The 20,847-nt window shown below is 57.3% G+C and carries 15 protein-coding genes; 3 read left to right on the top strand and 12 right to left on the bottom strand.

Going from position 1 to position 20,847, the window contains the following annotated elements; translation table 11 throughout:
* Positions 1–97: 97 nt before the first annotated feature.
* Positions 98–1,177, bottom strand: coding sequence for an NAD(P)/FAD-dependent oxidoreductase (locus FXV83_RS40320; protein ID WP_148745592.1), 1,080 nt, complete (start codon positions 1,175–1,177; stop codon positions 98–100).
* An 899-nt stretch (positions 1,178–2,076) separates the two neighbouring features.
* Between FXV83_RS40320 and FXV83_RS40315 the strand changes: the two genes are divergently transcribed.
* Together FXV83_RS40315 and FXV83_RS40310 are read left to right on the top strand one after the other, a co-directional pair.
* Positions 2,077–3,990 (top strand): UbiA family prenyltransferase, encoded by a 1,914-nt coding sequence (locus FXV83_RS40315; protein ID WP_148745591.1) that lies wholly within the window; start codon positions 2,077–2,079, stop codon positions 3,988–3,990.
* Between the two features lie 506 nt (positions 3,991–4,496).
* Entirely contained in the window at positions 4,497–6,380 is a 1,884-nt protein-coding gene (locus FXV83_RS40310; RefSeq protein ID WP_148745590.1) for a hypothetical protein, read from the top strand.
* Between the two features lie 77 nt (positions 6,381–6,457).
* Here FXV83_RS40310 and FXV83_RS40305 read toward each other — a convergent pair whose 3' ends face one another.
* The 4 genes from FXV83_RS40305 to FXV83_RS40295 all read right to left on the bottom strand — a co-directional run bounded on the left by FXV83_RS40305 (position 6,458) and on the right by FXV83_RS40295 (position 12,998).
* A complete protein-coding gene (locus FXV83_RS40305; protein ID WP_148745589.1) occupies positions 6,458–8,578 on the bottom strand; it encodes a PQQ-dependent dehydrogenase, methanol/ethanol family in 2,121 nt (706 codons plus the stop codon).
* Between the two features lie 180 nt (positions 8,579–8,758).
* On the bottom strand, positions 8,759–8,902 hold the full coding sequence (locus tag FXV83_RS43410) for a hypothetical protein (RefSeq protein WP_187436509.1): 144 nt from the start codon (positions 8,900–8,902) through the stop codon (positions 8,759–8,761).
* A gap of 172 nt (positions 8,903–9,074) precedes the next feature.
* A complete protein-coding gene (locus tag FXV83_RS40300; protein WP_187436508.1) occupies positions 9,075–11,237 on the bottom strand; it encodes a glycoside hydrolase family protein in 2,163 nt (720 codons plus the stop codon).
* A 558-nt stretch (positions 11,238–11,795) separates the two neighbouring features.
* Entirely contained in the window at positions 11,796–12,998 is a 1,203-nt protein-coding gene (locus FXV83_RS40295; RefSeq protein WP_187436507.1) for a carbohydrate porin, read from the bottom strand.
* Here FXV83_RS40295 and FXV83_RS43405 point away from each other — a divergent pair.
* Positions 12,991–13,569, top strand: a complete 579-nt coding sequence (locus FXV83_RS43405) for a hypothetical protein (protein ID WP_187436506.1) — start codon at positions 12,991–12,993, stop codon at positions 13,567–13,569. The genes FXV83_RS40295 and FXV83_RS43405 overlap by 8 nt on opposite strands.
* A 747-nt stretch (positions 13,570–14,316) precedes the next feature.
* On the opposite strand, the gene FXV83_RS40290 is transcribed toward FXV83_RS43405, so the two are convergent.
* The 7 genes from FXV83_RS40290 to FXV83_RS40260 all read right to left on the bottom strand — a co-directional run bounded on the left by FXV83_RS40290 (position 14,317) and on the right by FXV83_RS40260 (position 20,743).
* Complete coding sequence (locus FXV83_RS40290) at positions 14,317–15,219, bottom strand: alpha/beta fold hydrolase (protein ID WP_148745586.1); 903 nt, start codon at positions 15,217–15,219, stop codon at positions 14,317–14,319.
* A 44-nt stretch (positions 15,220–15,263) separates the two neighbouring features.
* Complete coding sequence (locus FXV83_RS40285; protein ID WP_148745585.1) at positions 15,264–16,535, bottom strand: extracellular solute-binding protein; 1,272 nt, start codon at positions 16,533–16,535, stop codon at positions 15,264–15,266.
* A 181-nt stretch (positions 16,536–16,716) separates the two neighbouring features.
* A complete protein-coding gene (phnF, locus tag FXV83_RS40280; protein ID WP_148745584.1) occupies positions 16,717–17,475 on the bottom strand; it encodes a phosphonate metabolism transcriptional regulator PhnF in 759 nt (252 codons plus the stop codon).
* 71 nt (positions 17,476–17,546) lie between these two features.
* Complete coding sequence (locus FXV83_RS40275) at positions 17,547–18,332, bottom strand: glycerophosphodiester phosphodiesterase (RefSeq protein ID WP_148745583.1); 786 nt, start codon at positions 18,330–18,332, stop codon at positions 17,547–17,549.
* Between the two features lie 28 nt (positions 18,333–18,360).
* Positions 18,361–19,194 (bottom strand): carbohydrate ABC transporter permease, encoded by an 834-nt coding sequence (locus tag FXV83_RS40270; protein ID WP_148745582.1) that lies wholly within the window; start codon positions 19,192–19,194, stop codon positions 18,361–18,363.
* Positions 19,191–20,135, bottom strand: a complete 945-nt coding sequence (locus FXV83_RS40265) for a carbohydrate ABC transporter permease (RefSeq protein ID WP_148745581.1) — start codon at positions 20,133–20,135, stop codon at positions 19,191–19,193. Before FXV83_RS40265 ends, FXV83_RS40270 begins: the two co-directional genes overlap by 4 nt.
* Positions 20,132–20,743 (bottom strand): TOBE domain-containing protein, encoded by a 612-nt coding sequence (locus FXV83_RS40260; protein ID WP_283811752.1) that lies wholly within the window; start codon positions 20,741–20,743, stop codon positions 20,132–20,134. Before FXV83_RS40260 ends, FXV83_RS40265 begins: the two co-directional genes overlap by 4 nt.
* Between the last annotated feature and the right edge of the window lie 104 nt (positions 20,744–20,847).

Here is a 20,847-nt window from a genome sequence, read left to right as displayed (position 1 = left end):
GCATTTGCCATCGTTGCACCTCCACCGATCAGCTCATGCCAGGCTGTATCGCAGGCGAACCTCGCGACGGCGAGGTGGGGCCCTCATGCCGGTTACGCTAGATGAAACGATCGGGTCGAAATGGGTCGAGCGCCTCACACGAAGCGTCCTCCGCGATTTCCGTGGAGAGCAGCAGCGCGATATAAGGGGCAAGCGTGATATCTGCCTGCGTAGTGGCCACGAACATCCGCGGTAGACCAGGTAGTCGGCCGACGATCGGGTAGCCGTCTTCGGAAACGGGACGGCTCCCTATCTGCACGGAAAAGAAGTCTTCAAATCGGGCTCGTTTGAGTTCGCGCCTTACCGACGAGACACTCTCTCCAGCAGCTCTAATCGCGACACCTGGATCTCGGATGCTCGCGCGGTCAAAGGCGTTGCGGATGACGAGAGAGTGCTCATTTGCCCGGAAATGAGTATGATTAGCGAAGACAACATGTTTGATGGGCGGACCGATATACCGTAGCAGCGTAAGCACCTCGAGCATTTCGTTGGCGAGTGGCGCGCACGCGAATTCCTCAAGAAGGAGGTTGATTCCGCCACTGCCGGCCAGGACAACTGCATCGACAAAATAGGAGGTTCGATCGGTCCACAGCTCGACGCCATGATTGAGAGGCTCCATTCTTTTGCATTTTTCAAAGATGCAGTGGGTGAGCCTCGTGTCGACGGCAATGTCGATCAAGCGCTTTGTGAAATGAACAGAATCGAGCCATCCCTCTTGCGGCACCCTTACGATGACTTCTGGACACCCCACGATACTCAAATTGGGCTCGAGGATTAATGCATCGTTTCGTGATAAGTACTCTACCGTCCTTCCTAGCGCCTCGGCCATTCTAGCCGCCTGTATTAGCTTTCTATTTTGCCTGACTTTGGTGGACCAACGCAGCGTTCCCGTTCTTCGAACGGCATCTGCCAAACCAATCTGACCAGAAAGTTCCGCTTGGTAGTGAAGGGCTTCGGACCTAAACCGCATGTCGTCCGAAGTTGCCCCCGTAAAGAAATCTAGGCAATCGAAACTTGGACGGGTCGCTCCGGAGCCGGCGCCGACGTCATCAAACAACAGCACTGTCACGTCATTTCTGGCAAGGTGAATTGCAAGCGACGCGCCCATGATCCCGGCTCCGAGAACAGCGACCAACATCGAGCCCTCCTTCAGCCGGACAGGATCTTGTCGGAGAAGGCTTTTGGATCCTGATTGCCGCACCAACGTCGATCTAATGCGCCACAGTCACCGCTATTCCTCACTCCCCGCAGCCGTCGATATCGATAAAGAAATGCCACGATTTCATCTTCGGAAAGCAGCTGCAATCGAGCCTAATGGTTGGCATCGCTGCACTGACGCAGGTTACGCACCAACAGACACGCCGTCTTGAGGATCGCGAGGCCGCTCCCGGTGTCAACACGCACCGGCAGTTCGGTCGAATCCAAGATGCTCTCATTCGCTTTCGTCGCGAGGACGACGTCAAGACTGGGACAGGCCTGAACGTTTCGCCCTTCTGCAGCGGAAGGGTGAGTGATCGATCAGGTCCGCCAGCGAGTACCTCGGCTCATATTGCATGTCGAATTCTACGCGGGCGTTTTGACTAGCCCACCCCCCACCAAATGACAGGTGGCATCTTCTGTCCTCAAGATCAAACACCAATGTTGGTAGTTGACGGTGATCTGACTTCCGATCAGCAAGTGTCGCTGGATCCTGATACGCTACGACGAGCAAACCCAAAGCATGCTCAGCGGGACGCACGTGATCGGAGTTGAACTCCTAACATCCGCACAAAGTTCGTCAGGTTCACTACAATTGTCGAGCGGCTGGAGGAGGCCTTCAAGTGTCATCAGGCGCTCAAGGCGCGCAAGACTTTCTGGCACAGCCGTTGCTATTGAGATGTACCAACGCTGGGCTGAGTGCACTCAGACGCGAAGACGAGCGATGCTCTCCTTCCGCTGAAACGCTCTGCCGCGTTTCTGAGAGAGAGAGAGAGAGAGAGAGAGAGCGAGCTCGCGCGCATTGCCGTGCGCCGTTTCGCATTAGCTTTGGAGAGCAACATGGTGCGGCGTGTGGCGTCCATCGTTCCTCCGATTGAAGCGGAGAGCTGGCTACGCGGCCCGCCCCTCACGAGCTTCCAGCCGGGGAAAGTGTACATCATCGAATTTTGGGCCGCTTGGTGTGGGGCATGTGTGGCTGCAGTACCCAACCTGATGCAGCTACAAGAAAGGTATAAAGATAGCGGACTTGAGATCGTCGGAGTCGCAGCTAGTGAACGCGCGTCAACGCCGGACGAAGGTCGAAGCAGGTTGAACGCATGGTTGACCAAAAACTTCCCGAATCTGAACTATCGAATCGTGTTCGACTACACAGGTGAAATGAGCAAGCTTTGGATGGACGCCAGCTCTTCGCTCCGAATTCCTACTTGCTTTGTTGTCGATCGTGAGGGCTACATCGCCTTTATCGGCAATCCGGCCCAACTAGCCGACGTTTTACCGACAGTTCTCCAAGGCATGCGGCGCACCAGCGATGATCCTACACTGGCTGATACGGGATTGTCTTGCGAAAAACCTTTGGTGGTAGATCTAGACGGATCCTTGCTGCTCACGGATGTGTTGTATGAGTCTTTTTTAAACGTCTTGCCTCTTGGGCTCCCCGCGAATTTTGCAGCCGTCCGGGCTCTGGTCAATGGCAAAGCGGCCGCAGAGAATCATTTGGCCCAGGTAGCCGAACTGGATTATGCGACTCTCCCGTACAACACCTGCGTTGTGGAGCTAATCCAGGCAGCCAAGGAGCGGGGCAGGAAGGTTTACCTGGCTACCGCAGCCAACGCGAAGCACACTAAGGCCATTGCAGATCACTTTGGCATCTTTGATGGCTGGTTTGCTTCTGATACAAATACAAGTTTGTCAGGATCTTTGAAGGCCGAAACACTCGCGGCTGCCTTCGGTAAGAACGGCTTTGATTACATTGGCAACACTCTCGCAGATTTACCAGTGTGGGAGATTGCCGATAAAGCCTACGTGGTCGGCCGTTCCGGTTCAGTAAAGCGTCGGCTCGTGGCGCTCAAGAGTAACTACGTCGCATTAGATCGCGGGAATGCGAGCAGGGGGGCGTGGTTCGAGGCCCTTCGGGTCCACCAATATGTCAAGAATCTTCTTGTCTTTGTGCCATCAGCTACCTCGCATCAATTTACGTTGGCTAAGAGCGTTGCTGATATTATCGCCTTTCTCGCTTTTTGTGCTTGCGCGTCAGCCGTCTACATTCTCAACGATCTGGTAGATCTTAAATCTGATCGCGCCCACCCTAGCAAGCGTGCTCGACCCTTTGCGAGCGGTCTACTCCAACTGCGGACCGGCTTGCTTATTGCTCCGGTGCTCCTCATATTTTCCCTGATGGTGTCGACCACAATCTCACTTGAGTTTGTCGGCGTATTGGCAGGCTATTTTGTTCTAACGGGTGCTTATTCTCTCTATTTGAAGCGAAAGATGCTTGTGGACGTCGTGGTACTGGCAATGCTCTACGTGACACGCGTTATTGCGGGAGGCGTGGCAGCTGAAATTCAAATTTCGCAGTGGCTTTTCATGTTCTCTATGTTCATTTTCACGGCGCTCGCGCTAATCAAGCGCTACGTTGAACTGTCGACGAGACTCGACCGCGGCCTCCCGGATCGTTCAGATCGTGACTACAAGGGCGGAGACGCTGACATCGTTGCTGCTTTAGCTGCTGCGTCTGGCTTGAATGCCATTACGATTTTGGCACTCTATATTGCGTCACCAGATGTGCAGATGCTGTACCGACATCCGAATGCACTATGGCTCATCTGTCCAATTCTTCTCTATTGGATAGGCAGGGCGCTCATGATGGCGAACCGGCGTCAAATGGACGACGACCCTATTGTCTTTGCACTTAGGGACCGTATCAGCGCGATCGCCATCGCTTCGATTGTTGCCGTCGTTATAGTCGCCATTTGAAGCATTCCAGATTGTTCCCTGGCGGCATTCCATTGATACGTTCGTCTCCTCCATAACCTTGCGACAGCGCGCAGGACAGGAATAATCGAGCTCGAACTGAGGGGCTGTCGCGTGCGTTGAGAGTGACGTGGACTCGAGCTGACGGGGCATGGTTGAGGATCTGGCTGATTTCGCGATGGCGACGGGCGACGGTGGGGGTCGTGGCAGACCTCCAGGCTCTGCCGTGAATAGATGCGGTGGCGTAGACAGAGGCCAAGTAGCTGCGCGACAGCGGTGCTCCTCGTTGTGACTTGCCACAGTTCGGAATGACCGCCTCGAATCCGCATTCGACATTCGACCAGCTGCTCGCGAAACTCAACGCTGTCGTAAGCGTTTGTCGCTGAGCATACAGTAGTGGACCCTATCAATTCTTGGAGGAGATTGCGGGGCTGGGGTCAGTTAAGAGCTCCTCAGGAGCTGATATCTATCGAAATGGGCCTCCCGTACAAGCAGGCAGGAAGGAACGCATGCCAAGAGATAACGACTTTGCCAACGGAAGAACGTTGTCAGTCTTGCTCGACGTGAGTTTGCTAGCTCTGTCCGCCGTAACCACAGCCATTCTCTTTGCTCGACTGCTATACTATAGCAGGTACGGTCTCGGAATTATGGTCGACGGTCTCTACCTCAACTCCATCGCGAACCCATTCGCCTACGCAATCAATAGTCCGCCGTCCCTTTTCGGCTTCGTCTATCATTGGCCATATCAGTGGGCGAGTGGCAACATCGCAATGCTTCGCTTGGCGAACGTCACGCTCACCATGGCGCTGAGCTGGATTCTCAGCTTTCTGACGATCCGGCGCTTCTGGACAGTGCGCTGGCCGCAAGCGGTGGTGCTATCGGCGGGGATCGCCAGCCTGGCATTGGTCGCCTTTCACCTCTGGCTGCTGACCCCCAACTACTTCATACTGAACATTCAATCGGTCTTGATAGTGATGATCGGTCTGTTGCTCGCCGATCGGCCAGGACGCATACGCCAAGTCTTGGGATGGGTCCTGGTCGGCGTTGGCGGCTGGTTCTGCTTCATGGCCAAGCCGACTACCGCTACGGCCATTGCGCTGGTCGTTGCGCTTTATGTCATTTTGCGCCGAAAGTCGCTGCTGCCCGTGATTAGCGCGGCGCTGGTCGCTCTCGCTCTACTGATAGCTACCGCGTACTTGATCGACGGCGGCATCGCCGGGCTGGTGAGCCGTATGGTCAACAGCGCCAAGATTGAAGTCCTGCTGGGCAGCGGACACGAGGTGTCTCATATGTTTAGGATCGACTGGCTCGCCACCAGTCGCTCACAACTCGCCATCGCTGCGGTGGCGGCGACTGCCCTTCTGCTCAGCGTTCGCATGGGGTCTACGCACAAGTTGATCCAATCGCTGGCTCTCGGTGCGGTGTTGATCTTAACCATGGCGATCGCGCTGCTGGGGATCGATCCGATCGGTATCAATCCCTCGACCTTGTTCCTGGTGGCGATCTTCACGTGCCTTGGCGCAACGCTTTATCGGGAGGGAATGGTTCTGCGCAGCCAAGCTCCGACCAGCATCGCTCTAGCGCTGATCTTTTTGATTCTACCGCACCTGTCCGCACTGGGCTCAGCTGTCAATTACTGGATTATCGGTTCGTTTGCCGCCTTGTTCTGGATACTCGCAGTGGTTGCTTTCCTGAGCCCTCTTGCGCAAGACGGACGCAGCGTCGCGACCCTGCTGCCCCTAACGGTGTTGGCACAATTGCTCACCGCATCAGTGGTCAATGCTGGCATCCTCAAACCGCACCGTCAGACAAAAGATCTGCGCACTTATACCGCTGTCACGCGCCTGCCCGGTGGTGGAGAATTGGTACTGTCTGAACCCTTCCACGACTATCTGGCCACGGCCAGAGCCCAGGCTCGTGCAGCCGGCCTTGAAATCGGTACGCCGGCGGTCGATCTCTCTGGTCGCTCGCCGGGCCTGCTCTATGTGCTCGAGACACGAGCGCTCGGTTTACCATGGCTCTTCGGGCCATATCCCGGAAGTGAGACGGCCGTGGAAGGATTTGGAGTACAGTGGGTGAACGGGGGGGTATATGCTGGCGGTAACGCAGCCGCGGTGGCAACGCTCGGATTTGAGAACTGTACCGATCTGGCCAAAGCTTGGGTGCTGATCGAGCCGGCGGGTCCGCGTCATCTTGATGAAGCCAGTGTCATGGCCTCCTACGGAGCTGGGCAGGCCGACTTTGTCGTCGCCGCAAAGCTCGAACCCCCGTCGATGACCGGGGATTATCCGAATGCTCACAGGCAGTTTTTGCTCAAGCCCGTGCGGCCCGCCGCGCTGGCGGAACAATCCTGCCGTGACGCCCGGCGGCGACAGTCGGATGGCCAGAAATGAAGGCAGCGCGCTGATTTCAATGCGCCTGGCGCAGAAAGTATTTCTGTAGTCTGGCTGCTCGCCTACTATCTTCGCGATCAATGATCTTCGTTTTGGCTGGTGTTGATCAAGTAGGTCCGTATGGACGTTGCGTCGTCCCTTGACAATATAGTACTGAAATTACCCATTCCCTTGTTGGCGCGAATTCCGCCGAGAACGACGTCGAAGAATTGGTGCTGCGTCGCGTCTTGCATTGGGATCAGGTTCGGAGCGTTGCCGCGAACATGACAGATTGCGCAGTTTTTTTCGAAAAGTTGGCGACCGGCATTCACCAGCTTGACGTCGGTAGCTTGCGTTACTCGCTCGGACAGCGATGCGCGCGATTTCACCTGAACGGCGATCTGAGGCTGGGTTGGGGGGGGGACAGCATCGCCGTCGAGCCGTAGCGCGACAATTCGCGACTTCGCGCCGTCGCTACGGTTGCCTGCGAGGAACGCCACATATTGAACGTCGCCGACCATGTAAGTCATTGGTGCCGCCGCGATCGGGTTCCCTACGGATATACTTTTTAGAAGTGCCCCATTGCGGGCATTTCGCACGTCGAACGTTCCGTCCCCATAACCTTCAAAAATGAGATCACCCGCCGTGGAAATTACGCCGCCGGGATAGCCAACGTATTTCTTTTCCAGGGTCTTTTGGGTGGTTTCCACCTCCCATTCGATCTTGCCGCTTACGGGATCCATCGCACGCAAAAAGGATTGAGGTAAGATTTTGGGTTGCCCTTTGAGAACTTCCTCGCGTCCGGGGCAGAACTTGGCGCTCTTACAGAAGACTTCAAAATGACCATTCGCATCGGGATAGCCCCTATCGACATGATAATTGAAGTGAGATTTGTTGTAGGAAAAAGGTTCGGAAGGTAGCGCGAATACGTCGCCCATCTCTCTCACTGGGATGTATACTAAGCCAGTATCACGATTGAATGCCATTGGCTGCCAATTGTGTCCGCCACCCGGATTCGGGAAAATGAGACGGGGGGACTTCCAGTATCGCGCCTGCTCACTCTCTACTGGGCGCCCCGTTTTCATATCCACTCTGGAGGCCCAGGTAAGCTTTCTCAAGTATGGCGGCGCGGACAGAAGTTCGCCGGTGATGCGATCCAAAACGTAGAAGAATCCATTTTTTGGAGCCTGCATGATGACCTTGCGAACCGTCCCACCAACGCGAATGTCTGCGAGGATCATTTTTTGGGTAGCGGTGTAGTCCCAACTGTCGCCAGGCGTGGTCTGGTAGTACCATTTGAGGCGACCCGTTTTCGGATTGATGGCCAATATAGAGGAGAGGAATAGATTGTCGCCGCCGCTTGGGCTGCGGATGGTCCTGGGCCAGGGGCTGCCATTTCCCGTACCCACATAGAGAAGATCGAGCTCGGGATCGTAAGCCATGCCATCAAAGGCTGTACCGCCAAGGCCGACGTCCCAACGACTATCTTTATCCCAAGTCTTGGCGGCCATCTTGAGCTCCGGATGCTCGAAGCCGTCGCGGGGGTCCCCGGGGACCGTGAAAAACCGCCAAGCCAACTTTCCGGTTTGAATATCGTAAGCGCTTATATAGCCTCGTGCATCCAATTCAGCGCCAGCGTTTCCGATAACCACTAGATCGCCGGCGATATAGGGCGCACCCGTGCTCGTGTAAGCGCGAGATTTGTCAGTGATTGTATCAGTCTTCCAGACAATGCTTCCCGCCTTCGCGTCGATGGCATATAGTGTTCCGTCGAACGCCGCCACATACACTCGGCCTTTCCAAAAGGCGACGCCACGATTCACAGGACCGCAGCAAGCTTTCGAGTATAAAGCTGCAAAGCTTGCCACCCGAGGATCAAACTGCCAAAGTTGTTGGCCTGTCTCGGCGTTAAGCGCATAAACCATGCCCGCGATGCTGCTGACGTACATGACGTCATCCACAACTATCGGCGTGGCCTCCAATTTCGACGAGCCTTCGATGTCGCTCAACCAGGCATATCCAAGCTTGGCGACATTATCCTTGTTGATCTGTTTGAGCGGGGAGTCGTAGCTTTGGCGCCAGTCGCGTCCGCCGGTCGTCCATTGATCAGAGCCTTCGTCAGCCCTGGTAGTTGGGTCGGAAGCGGAAGTGCTTGTTGCTGCCGCTGAAATGCCCAATAGAAGACCAGCCAAAATGCCGGCAATGCGAGAATTACTCATCGTTCGTGCCTTTGGTTTTCGGGCGGATAGCTTGCTCCGCCTCTTCGAAATTCCTGATTGAACCGGTGATCTCGCGGTTCGGACCGTTCAGCCCGCGAATGGTTATTTTGGCGGGTTGCATGTTGATCCAACGCTGAATTCATCCGCGCCTCATCTCCCACGAGTGGAGAGAGGATAACGTCACAGCGTCAGGCCGTGGTGGCCGGCGCTGCTGCGGCTCGCCTCGAACGAGCCATCGGGCCGCGGCTTGGCAAGGGCGATCAGCTTGGCGCCGACCTTGTGCAAGTTGACCGCCTCGCCGCTGCGCGACTTCACCGCGAGCACGTCGCCGTCGACCGCTTCGATGGTGCCGCGAACTCGGGATGGCGCCGGCGACTTTTGCGCGCTGACGGCGAGAGTGGAGGCGGACAGCAGCGTGACAAGCGGGGCGTCGCGCGGGCATGACAGAACTCCGGATCGCGTTTGGTCGAGCGAAAGAACTGTGAATCTGAATAGGTCAGACCGTTGGAAACTCCGCGATGCGAAGTCTCGAGCAGCCATAGGGAATGAGCTCAACCACCGTCTCCGGTTGATTGGTCTTGACCGGACTCGTGGGCACCGGTGCGGCATTGGCCCCGTTCATGCCCCAGTGCGGGACCAGTCTCGCTTTCATCTTGAGAAGCATCGGAACATCGTGCTGCCAAGGCAGATATTCGGTTGAGCCAGGTGCCCGTACCGGCTCTCCCTTTTGGGCAAACGGCATTGAACTGACCTTGTTGAAGATCATCTCGCACTGAGGGTTGCTCCTGTCGATCGAGAGCGCGTAGTTCCAATCGTTCACAGGTGCGATATGCCAGTCGACACATCCGGGCGGTGCCGAAGCCGGCGGCTGATCCGTTCTGTAGACGGGCAGCGCCGGAATTTTCTCGAAGGCCTCTCTAATTCGAAGGACAAAATAGAGCGGACCCCAGGCCACGGCCACGGCGTTGTTCTGACGCGTTTCCGTGCGAACCTTGAAATTGAAGTGCAACGTAACGACGTCGCCGTTCTTCCATTCGCGCTCCACCTTCAGCATGGTGCCACTCTCCGGTCGCCACGGAGTAGCTTTGCCCGAGACGAAAACTTCAGCTTGGCTAGACCAGGTAGGTATCCTGAAGTGAAGCGGGAAATTGACCGGTTCGTTGCAGTGAACAGCCACACGGACGCGGTCCGAGAAGGGATAGTCCGTCTCTACGATTAGTTCGATCGACACGCCGTTTCCGACCTTGGCATTAATGCGACAGGGGCCATAGCTCATCGCCGCCAACCCGCTGTCTGCGGTGGCCATGCACATCGATGCGACATAGCGTGGCCAAGGCGCATGCACGTCGGCTAAGGGGCCCGGATAACACGGCTTGAAACCGTAGATATTTGCTGCGTCGGTACCCGGCGAGTTCCATGGCCGCTTGGCAACCGAGACCAGGACCTGATTCGACTGCGTGTAGAACTGACGGGCCCACATATCGGCCGTGCAAGCGCCGGGGAAAGCGTTGAAGATCAGCTGCTCGATACGGTCGGCGACCTCTACATTACCCATGATCGCCAGGATGTTCTCGAGAGGGAAAAACGACTGCCCGACAGCGCACGTCTCCGTTCCAACGATAGGGTCGGTGCTTACGAGCCATCCATCTGCTCCCCATCTGCCTCCCACCTGACCATAGGCTTGATCGAGATTGGCCATCCCTTGCACAACGCTTTCCCTTTCACTCCGATCACCGGAGATGAGGGAGTGGAACGCGGGGTAGCCGAGAGCCATCACTGCGGTGAAACCGTGACGGCCAATTGGCGTCGGACCTTCATAGGCCGGTTCACCAGCCTTGCCCTTGGCGTCGCAATAATGCGGGACGAAGTCACACATCTCGGCGAAGACCTTGGGGTCCTTCGGAAAATTCCTGAAGTAGTTTACGAAGTCATCGATACAGCGCTTCGTGCAACGTTGCAGCAGGGCGGGCACATCCGCATCGCCGGTTTGGTTATAATACCAGATACCGCAGCTCAGCAGCACTCCCGACCATTTCGAGCTGAACACCGCGAGGTTCTCGGGTTCGCGCACGGTATCGGCGTAATCCAAGAAGGTGCGGACGAACTGAATGGCTCGCGGATCGCCGGTCACCTCGTGATATTCCGGCATCACTCTGGCCAACCAGGACCATGCGATGACGCTTGGCGTCACGCTGGCGAGGTCTTTGACAGAAAGCGCATGGTCCATATAGGGCTTGCCGATGGCCATAAGCTCGTCGTCATGAAGGACACCGGCGAGCATCGTCAAACCCTCAAGCCAGCGCGGGACGAAACGTGCGTTAGTGTCGAAAACACCGTCCCTGACGTTCTTGCCCGCGTCGCCTTTCCATGCGGATTCCCCCACGACATCCCATAGTTCGGGAAGATGGCTGGTGATACCGCGCGCCTGCAAGGTCAGTTGATCAAGCAGCCATCCCGATGGACGGACTGCGCCCAACGGTAGTTTGACATATCGGCTTTGGCCTAATGGAGCGCGATCATTCGGATAATTTGCGTTTGCCGCTCTGGATGCTTCGCCGTCGATAGGTGATGCGGCCCGAGCAGCACCATTGAAGTTGGCGCTAAGCAGGCCGGAGGCAGCGGCTGCAGCGATGAGCTCACAGAAGTCACGTCTATTCATTTGCATCTCTTCCGGAATGATTTGGATCGACCAGAACGGCGCCCATCTTGGTCTCGAAGATGGGCCCGGCGTCTGATGCGCCGATGTCGGTTCGCTTAAGAGGCAACGACAATTTCCAGACGACTTTGACAGACATACCCTTTCAGCCGACACAAGCGTTCGGCCCGCGGGAGAGAAAGCCTCACTTAACCTAATTTAGGTTGTGTCGCGTGGGAGCACGGTTGCAAGCTGCAGTGTGTGAGCGGCTCGTCTCCGGTATCCATGCCGCCTCGGCCCCGCAGGTGCTGCGTAGTTCCGCTAGTACGCTGACGAGAAAGACACCTCGTTGTCTATGCTCAGCCGCAGATAGTCCGGCCCGTCATGTGAAGTGGATGGGGATGCGCGAGTGTACGTCCCGCCTACAATCAACTAGCGAATTTAAAAAGTAACCGAACTCCGACCGCTCTACCACTCCATGCAGCGGCCCGCGCGGCGCTTCGATCCGCGCAGGCTCACACCCTTCATGCCTACTTACCGCGCCGGAACTAGCAATCCTACAACCGCGGCAACCAAAAACAGCTACCAAAAGACGTTCAACGCCGCCAAAGCATTCAGGGCGCTGCCAGTTTTCGTAGTATGGGTAACGCTGGTAGGGCGATCAATATAACTCAGGCCCAAGCTAGCATAGATGCCTGGTGCAACATGAGCGTTGTAGCTAACCGTTATAGCTTTGCTGTCTTTGTGAGCTAACTGGCTATTGAGCAGAGCTTGACTGACCAAGTATTTGCTGAAGACCGTATCAGTCAATACCAACGATATCATATCGTCTGGACGGCTGTCGAATAGACCCTTTCCGTACAGCCGGCCCTCATAATATTGGCTGATGGTGTTGAGCTCTGGCGGCGCGTACATCACCGAAAACCCGGCGTAGATGCCACGGCCGGCGGAGCCTTTAACAGGCACATTCTGCCAAAGTTGCCGATCGGCCAGCAGGTAGTAGAAGTGGTTTCCGTCCGTTCTGGTTCCCGGAATTTCCTTATTTTTGTAATTGCTAGTGTTGTACGCGGCGCCGGCCCGTATCCACATTTGAGGTACAGACGGTGCTGCGTCGCGTTTGTAGCCAAATTCATTGAGGTAAAGGACGCCAGCGTTCGGGACCGTCCAATTCACAGCAGCGGGATTTGCATTGACCTCAGCAACTTGGCCGTCAGGGCTGATGGAGCGTTGCGCAGTCGCCTTGTCATAGAAATGGTCATCAATATTGTATTTGAAGATCACACCTGGGGTAGGTACGTTCGCATTATTAACCCCTCCTTGGTAAACGATACTCCCTGCTGGCCCGAAGACGCTTGAGGCCAAGCTTCCGCCTACATTAGTACCAGCAAATTCCCACCCGTTGTGGACATAGCCTAGTTTTAATTCGAAGGTCCGATTCAGGAATGTCTGATAGTAGGTCGCCATAGTGAGCCCGAAACGGCTAGGGCCACCGGCATTCCACGTGTATTGACTATCTCCAGCGGCGACAACGATCTGACCATCAGGAATCCCAAATCGACTGAGATCGTATGTGACGAACATGAAATTTTGGGAGCTCGCGGTGAAATTCTGCCCATTGTACAGTTGTTGGGCGTGCGTGGGCGCGAACGCGTGAGGCAGGCTATTGTCGTAAAAGTTATTTAGACTCATACCTATGTAGCCGATGCCAGCTTTCGAAAGCTCGGATCGAGCACCGCCAATATCCGGATCAATCGTATCTACGGGGCCCGGGAGACCGATGTTCAATCCCTTTATGGCGAGAGATGCAGGGTCAACCGATGCATTTGTTTGGACTTGCAACGTCGGCGAAGCGACCGATCCGTTGCTACTCGGTATGGTCGCATCAGCGGCGTACGCAGGCGTCATTCCGCCCATCCCAAATGCGGTCAGAAACGCGGCAAAGGAAGTTGGCCATTTTCTTTTCACAGGCTTGCACGGAAGTACGCTTACAGCACAAAGGTTCTCGTATTTCACCGGCCCTCTGTTCATCGCTGAAAGCAATCGCACGGTATTCCACCGAGTTGTCGAGCTTACCAAACCAACAGCGACCGAACCCAAATGCAACGGCACGCAACCAGCGAAAGCGCCAGTCGCGGTCCATCGCGATGTCATGAACTTGTCGGGCCGCCGCGATCGCGGAAAATCAGATTCAAGACAGGCAGGTGTTAGTCCGATCGCTCGCTTTAGCACGGAACTCTCCATAAATACGCAATCTTGGATAACTGAGCTAGGCGTCCCACTCGAATGGATCGGCATGCTCAAGCCCTGGGAAAGGAGCGTGGTGCTGCAACAAGCAGGGCCGTTCCCAGCAGGGTAACTGGAATCGCATCAACGCAAGATATCATCGTCATTAGCATCTCCCGGGCCGGACGTTCATTCTGGAAGCAACCGACCGATTTGGCTACGAAGATGATCCCCGCATCTGATATGCCGATGTCGGTTCGCCTAAGCGGCAACGACATTTTTCAGACCACTTTGACAAACGTACCAACGCATTCGTACGCAACGCCTCGAAGCGAACTCCGATTTTCATCTCTTGCGGGTCACTCGGATTCTTGAGACGGCGATGGCCGTGCCCCTCGACGACCACGTAGACGTTGCTATTGAGGATCGCCCGTTGCCGACGCGTCAGGGCGATTAGAAGCAAGTCCACTTGTGAGAACCGCATATTCTGTAGAATCGACGATCATTCAGGATAGAAGTGCAGGATTTGGAGAGTCTTCCGGCTCGTTCGATGAAGGAGTCGATTCCTCTCTTGCGGAGGAAGCGAGAAATGGCTCGATAGGATGGAGGTGGGTAGACGATCGGATAGCGCTGCGCACGATACGCATGGAAGAGCGAAGATACTTTCGACGCTGCTGGCGCAACATTTGACCGCGTGAACTGATCCAAGCTGCCAAGATGCACCGGCTCATTAAGCGCGATTACGAACAGGAGGTCGGATCTAGCACTTCCAGTTTGCAGCGTGGCACGGCTTTCACACACATGGAAGACTGCGCATCGGACGTCGAAGGAGATTAGACTGGGCTCTTTCTGATATCGCTATGCTTGAGCATTTTGGCGCTTATGAAGAGAGCCGCTTATGCACAATCGAGATTTTATCTTCCTGTGAGCACCGTCCCGATCGGGATGTCCACCTGCGAATTTCGTCGGTGACGAGGTCCGGCCTCTGTTGGTGCACCGAGTGGCTGCAATCGGGCACAATCACCAGGCGGGAATCGGGTATGCCTTGGGCCAGAACAACGGAAAATTCCTGGGGGCAGATCCAATCCTCCGCGCCGCAAATGATTAGGCTCGGAACCTTGATTTCACGCAACCGGCTTCGCAGGTCGTAGCGCTCTCCCTGGTAAAGGCGGGTATGAACCTCGGCGTTAAGCGGCATGGTTCGGGCCGCTTCCAGCGCGACGTCGGGTGTCCATCGCGTGTCGTCGAGGGAGCCCATGGCGAACTGGATCAGACGAAATTCAATGTCGTCCACCATCCCTATCCCGAACCGCTTCTCGGCCATCTGACGGGTCGCCATCGGCGCTAGTGCCGCCCGGCGGTCGAATCCTTCCAAGGCGCGCGCCTTAAAATGGTGGCTTGCCGCCGTTCCGATGAGCACAAGATGCGAAACACCTTGGGGATATTTGAGGATATGTGTAAGAGCGACCATACCGCCGAAGGAAAATCCCGCCACAGCAACCGGCCGATCGCCGGAAACAAGTTTTCGTAACGCCTCCAAATCATCTACCAGCTGATCGAACGTGATTGGTTCGGCAAGTTCCGAGCGGCCGCAACCGCGCTGGTCATAGGCGACGATGCGAAAGCTATCGGCGAGTGGACGGAAGGCCGCAAAATCCGCCCCGTGCTCCGACGAGCCCCGCCCACCATGGACAACGATGATCGTCCGGGCGCAATCTTCGCCGGCGAAGGCACAGAGGAGACGGGTGCCGTTGACCCGGAGATAGTCATATCGAACTGTCATCGTGGTTGGCTTGCGTGATGCACTCTGGGCTCGAGCTGACCCGTTCACTTGGCTGCCTTGCAGGGCGGCAACAACGCGGTGACGGCGGCACCCAGTTTCGGCATGGTTTCTCCGGCGCCCGCCTTGCCGGTGATGATCGCGTCCACATGCTCCTGGATGACTGAAGGGACCTTCAGCCCGTTGGGGCCCGGCCACATATACCAGCGAGTCAGCTTCCCCATCTGAGCGAGGGCCGTCGCTTGATTTGGATGGCTCTTGTAGAAGGACCCGAGAAACGCAGGGTCATCGACTGCGCGCTGGCTGACTGGAAGATAGCCAGTATTCTCTGCCATGATGGTCTGAGCTGCCGGTCCGGTGGCGAACTTGACGTAGTCCCAAGCCAGCTTCTGCTTTTCCAACTCTGAGGTGGTGACGACGAGCATGGATCCGCCGGCAGGCAGTTTCCCATTGGCTGACGTTATCGGAAACGGCAGCGTCCGATATTCGAAGGCCGTCTTGATTTCTGCCTCGTTGCGCACGGTCGTAGCGCCGGAGGCGGCAGAAATGCCGATCATGCCGGAGGAGAAGGCCTGCAGCACCTGCTGCCACGACATCGCCGGTACGCCTTTGTCATGAAACAACTGAAGCGTTTCGAGCGCCCGCTCCCCCTCTGGACTGTCGAAGCCGACGCCACAGCCGTTCGGCCCATCCATTCGACCGCCGGCTCCTCGAATGAGGGCTTGGAGCGTCCAGTTGCCCCAGGAGTCGTACTGGAAGGTGAAGCCCGTTAGCTTGGGGTCGAGAGCGGAGATCTTTTGCCCGAGCTCAGCAATCTCGCCCCAGCTGGAGGGGAAAGCCTCCATGGACCCGCCGGCGCGGCGCACGAGATCGACATTTACATGCAGCACCGGAAGCGAGATCGCGAAGGGCACGCCGTACTGGCGCCCGGCGACGGCGCCCAGCGACAGGATCGGCGAATAATAGCCGAGCGCTTCCCATCCGCCCTGGTTGTGAACGAAGCGGTCCAACGGCTGGGCGAGACCACGTTCGGCGACCAAGTCGATATGGTTCATACCGACGAATGCAATGTCAGGTGCCCCGCCGGTGAGACGAGATTTAAGCAGTTCGTTGACGACGTCGTCATAGGTTGCAAGCGGCGCGCGTAAGTCGATTCGAACGCCGGGATGCTCGGCCTCAAAGCGCCTCGCAATTTGCTCCTGCGTCGTCTTGTAGCTGCTCGGCAGCGCGTAAGAGACAGCCAGTACTGTCTCCGCATGAACGGCGGCCGGACCCAGCAGGCTCAATAAGATTGCGCTGACGCAGGCAGCTCTTATCATAAGATCCCTCCAGGAAAACGCGGGTCCGATCTTCCCATTCTGGAAGCAGCAGCGTCCCTTTTGATTTCGAAGATGTACCCAGCCTCTGATGTGCCGATGTCGGTTCGTTTAAAGCGCACTGACAATTTCCACACGATTATGACAAACGTACTTTCAGAAGAAACACGCATCGGCCTAGGCCTCACTGGCTGAAGCGAATAAGTAGTTCCATGTGTTGTGGGGCCAATCGAGACCTTGTGACCACAATCGGAACGCCCTCGCCATCCACATTGATGTTGATAACCAGGATTACAGGTTGCCGACGCGGTAGCGCCAGCAGAAGAGAATCGGCCTGCGAGAGTGAACCGGCGGAAATCCGCGTCTCGAGACGACAATAGTCGAGAACGCCGAACTGTTTCCAGGATTCGGTAAAACTGCCAGTTTGTTCGATAAGCGCCTCGATTCCCTCAAAGCGAGGCAGCGGAAAATAGCTCGATGCAACCAAGGCGGCGACGTTGTCGATCACGCTCAACGTATCGACCCTGCGCGCGAACTGCCCTTGAGGCAAGCGAAGATCGCGCGCCAGGTCCTTGTCAACTCGGACCCGCGCGGAACGCACGAAGCGGCGCTCGCCGAGCCGGTCCATGTCGCGCAGAGAGGTGGTCAAGCGGGTCTTCAGGCCCAATCGGTGGCGGACGATGCGTTCCTTGACGAACGTCCCCCGACCCTGCTCGATGCGCACATAATCGCGTTCTTTGAGGACTGCGAAGGCGCGGCGCACGGTGTTGCGGTGAACGCCGAACTTCACCGCCAACTCAGTTTCGGTGGGCAGGCGTTCGCCGGGCTTGTACGTCCCGCCGGTGATGTCCTTGCGGATGGCCTCGACCACGATCCGCCACAGCGAGGTTGCGCCGCGCCTGGCGTAGAGGGATGATGGTCGATCGTGATCGTCGATAGTCATCGGTTGATCTTGGGTATCCGGGCGTCGCGAAGTCTGCGCCAAGAGTCCGGGGACGTCCAGCCGCTGCGCGATCAAACTGGTACGCCAACCGATGTAAGGCGCTGATCCCGGGCGAGGTCCGGCCGGTCTGTGAGGACACCGTCAATCCCAAGGCGCGCGATTGCCACGAGCGCCTCGATGTCGGTCGCAGTTTGGAAGCTCGATCGTGGCGAGGCGACCGCAATAGTTCCAAGCCCGGCCCGACGGATGGCATCGATCGTGGGACGATCATAATCCGCGGGTAGCACACGGATCCAACTGGCGCCAATGGAAACGGCGACATCCAGGCCGGCGCCGCCGTTCGGAAAGAAGGCGCCGAAGGACGCAGAAGCTGACCGGCGCCGGATGGCGTCTGCGATCACGGTTGTATAGGCGGTGAAGAGGATGCGGTCGATGGCTCCGCGGGCTTGGCAACTTCCAACGTAAATGTCCACCTCGGCTGCGGTAGCCTGCTTCAAGTCCACGATGATCGGCTTGCCGCGCGTCATCTCCAGAAAGTCGTTGAAGGTGAGCAGCGCCGGAAAGAGCCGCCGTGCCTGCGCGATGTCAATGTCGGCGATAGCGTCTGGAAAGCCAGCGACACGTAGCAGGTCGCCATCGTGAAGGCAGACTATGGTCCCGTCGGCGGTCAGGTGTAAGTCGGTCTCTACCGCATCCGCGCCCGAGTCGAGCGCGTGGCGAAAAGACGCCGCGGTATTCTCAAGTACGTATTCCGGGGCCCCCCTATGTCCGATCACCCGAAACTTCCCTAGTTTGGGCGGGGTTGACCAGAAACTGGCAACAGACGTTCCGACAGATTGAGCAGATGCACCGTTCATTCCCCATCCTTTCCTGAAATGGCTCTGTTCACTTGACCGCTCCTCCTGTCATTCCCTCGACGAACCATTTCTGAGCTGCAAGGAAAGCGAGGACGAGGGGGAGCACGACGATTGTCGAAGCGGCCATAAGGGGGCCGTAGTCGTTGCCGGCCTCCTGATTTGCGAACGCAATAATCCCGAGCGGCGGCGGCATCAGACTCTCCGAGCGCACCGCGATGAGCGGCCAGAACAGATCGTTCCAGTGACCGACGACGGAGAAGATCGAGAAGGCAATCATCGCAGGGAGTGCCATCGGCAGCATCACCTTCCACACGATGGTCCATTCCGAGAGCCCATCGAGTCGAGCGGCGTGCACCACATCGTCGGGAATGGTTTTGAACGCCTGTCGAAAGAGGAAGATGCCAAATGGCGAGACCACGTAAGGAAAGATCAGCGCGGCGTAGGTATTCAGGATGCCAAGCTCATAGCAAAGGATAAACAGCGGCAACGACAACACCTGGTGTGGAAGGAGAAGCCCGATCAGCACCAGACTGAAGAGGACATCGCGGCCGGGAAACCGAAGCTTGGCGAGCGCATAGGCGCAAGGGGCACAGGTCAGGATCTGCAATGTCAGGATCGCCGCACAGACCAGGACGCCATTGCCCATGTAGCGCGGCAGCGGCGCGGAGGTGAGCGCCTTGCTGTAGTTCTGCAGCGCGTACCATTGCTCGGGGAGAAACGAGAAGTGTTCGCGGAAGATCTCGCCCGGCGGCTTCAGCGAAAGGCTAACCATCCAGACGAACGGCAGGAGGACAAGGGAGGCCGTGATCAGCAACACGGCGTGGCGCAGGATGGCTGCGGGAGCCGAGAGGCGGGCGCTCATTGGTAGTGCACCTTCTTATCCAATACACGGGCTTGAATGAGCGTCAATGCCACCACAATGACAAGGAAGACCACCGCGACAGCGGCTCCATAACCGGTGCGGAGATATTCGAAGCTCTCACGGTATAGCGTATAGAGGAGCACATCGGATGCGTGGCCCGGTCCCCCTTGGGTCAACACCTTGACGGTATCGAAGGCTTGGAAGGCGCGAAGCGCCACTACGACGACAACGAACATCGAAACAGGACCGAGCATTGGCAAGGTGACAGTGCGGAGTCGATCAAGCCAGTGGTCTGCGCCGTCGATTTCGGCGGCGTCGTAAAGCTCGCTGGGGATCGACTTGAGTCCGGCGAGGAAAAGGATCATAGCGAAGCCGAGGTTCTGCCAGATGCCTATGACAGCAAGTACCGGTAAAGCGGTCGCCTCGTTGCGAAGCCAGTTGGTGGTGGGCAGCTCTAGCGCGGAGAAAGTCTGGTTGACGAGGCCGATGGTAGGATGGAGCAGCGCCTCCCACGCGATCGCCATGGCGGCCAGCGTCGCCATGAAGGGCAAGAAGTGGACAGCGCGGTAGAGAGCGCGCAGCGACTGTCCGCTCTCGATCAGCACCGCGATGGCAAGGCCAAAGATGACGGTGCAAGGCACCACGACGAGAACGTAGAACACGGTGTTGAGAAGTGAGGTGCGAAATCCCTGATCGGCGAAAGCTTCGCGGAAGTTCGCAATTCCGACGAAGGACAGCGTGCGCGCACCGAACTGCCAATCGGTTAGTGCGATGACGAACACGGCAATCACGGGCACGAGGAACAATACAAAAAGCAGGAGGACCGCCGGGCCGGCGAGCGCGTAGGCCGCCGCGCACTCGGCGAGGCGGCGACGGCGGAGAGGCGCCTGGGTCTGACGGTGCAGCGCGTCCGCCGACTGAGTGGAACCGAGTGCGCTCACAAGGCGAACTGCCGGATCGGTGTGACTTTGCGTATCTCCGCCGATTCGCTTAGCCTCAGCCTTTTGCCGTCGCCGCCAAAGACCAGGATTCGGTCGGGACTGACGGACAAATGGAGCGTTTGGCCAAGCGCGATGTGAGGCGCGCGCTCGGCGGCGAGCCGGGCGATAAGCGGTTGATCGAGGCCCGCAAGGTCGAGGTGGACGAAAAGGTCGGAGCCCATGTGCTCGATGAGCCGGACGGCTCCTGTCAGAGTGTTGGCTCCGCCGCACTCGGATAGGTGGAAGGCTTCCGGACGGATGCCGAGCGCGAGCGCCTCCCCAGGCGAAGCATCGGAGAGAAGCTGGAAGCTGGTGCCGGCGGCGTCGACCGAACCACGCTCGCGTACCACGGCCTCAAGAAGATTGATCTTGGGGCTTCCGACGAATTCGGCGACGCGGCGGTCCTCAGGGTCGGAATAAATCACCTGAGGTGGGGCGACCTGGATCAATTCGCCGTCGCGCATCACTGCGACGCGATCAGAAAGCGTCATTGCCTCGGCCTGATCATGGGTGACATAGACGAAGGTGACGCCGAGCCGGCGATGGATGTCTTTCATCTCGGCGCGCATCTGGACCCGGAGCTTGGCGTCGAGATTACTTAGCGGCTCGTCCATTAGGAATACTGCAGGATGGCGAACCATGGCGCGCCCTACGGCGACGCGCTGGCGCTGGC

This window comes from Bradyrhizobium hipponense (assembly GCF_008123965.1).
In the GTDB taxonomy this organism is placed as follows: Bacteria; Pseudomonadota; Alphaproteobacteria; order Rhizobiales; family Xanthobacteraceae; genus Bradyrhizobium; species Bradyrhizobium hipponense.
The sequence above is the reverse complement of the archived record's forward strand: the minus strand, read 5'-3'. Positions and strand labels throughout refer to the sequence as shown.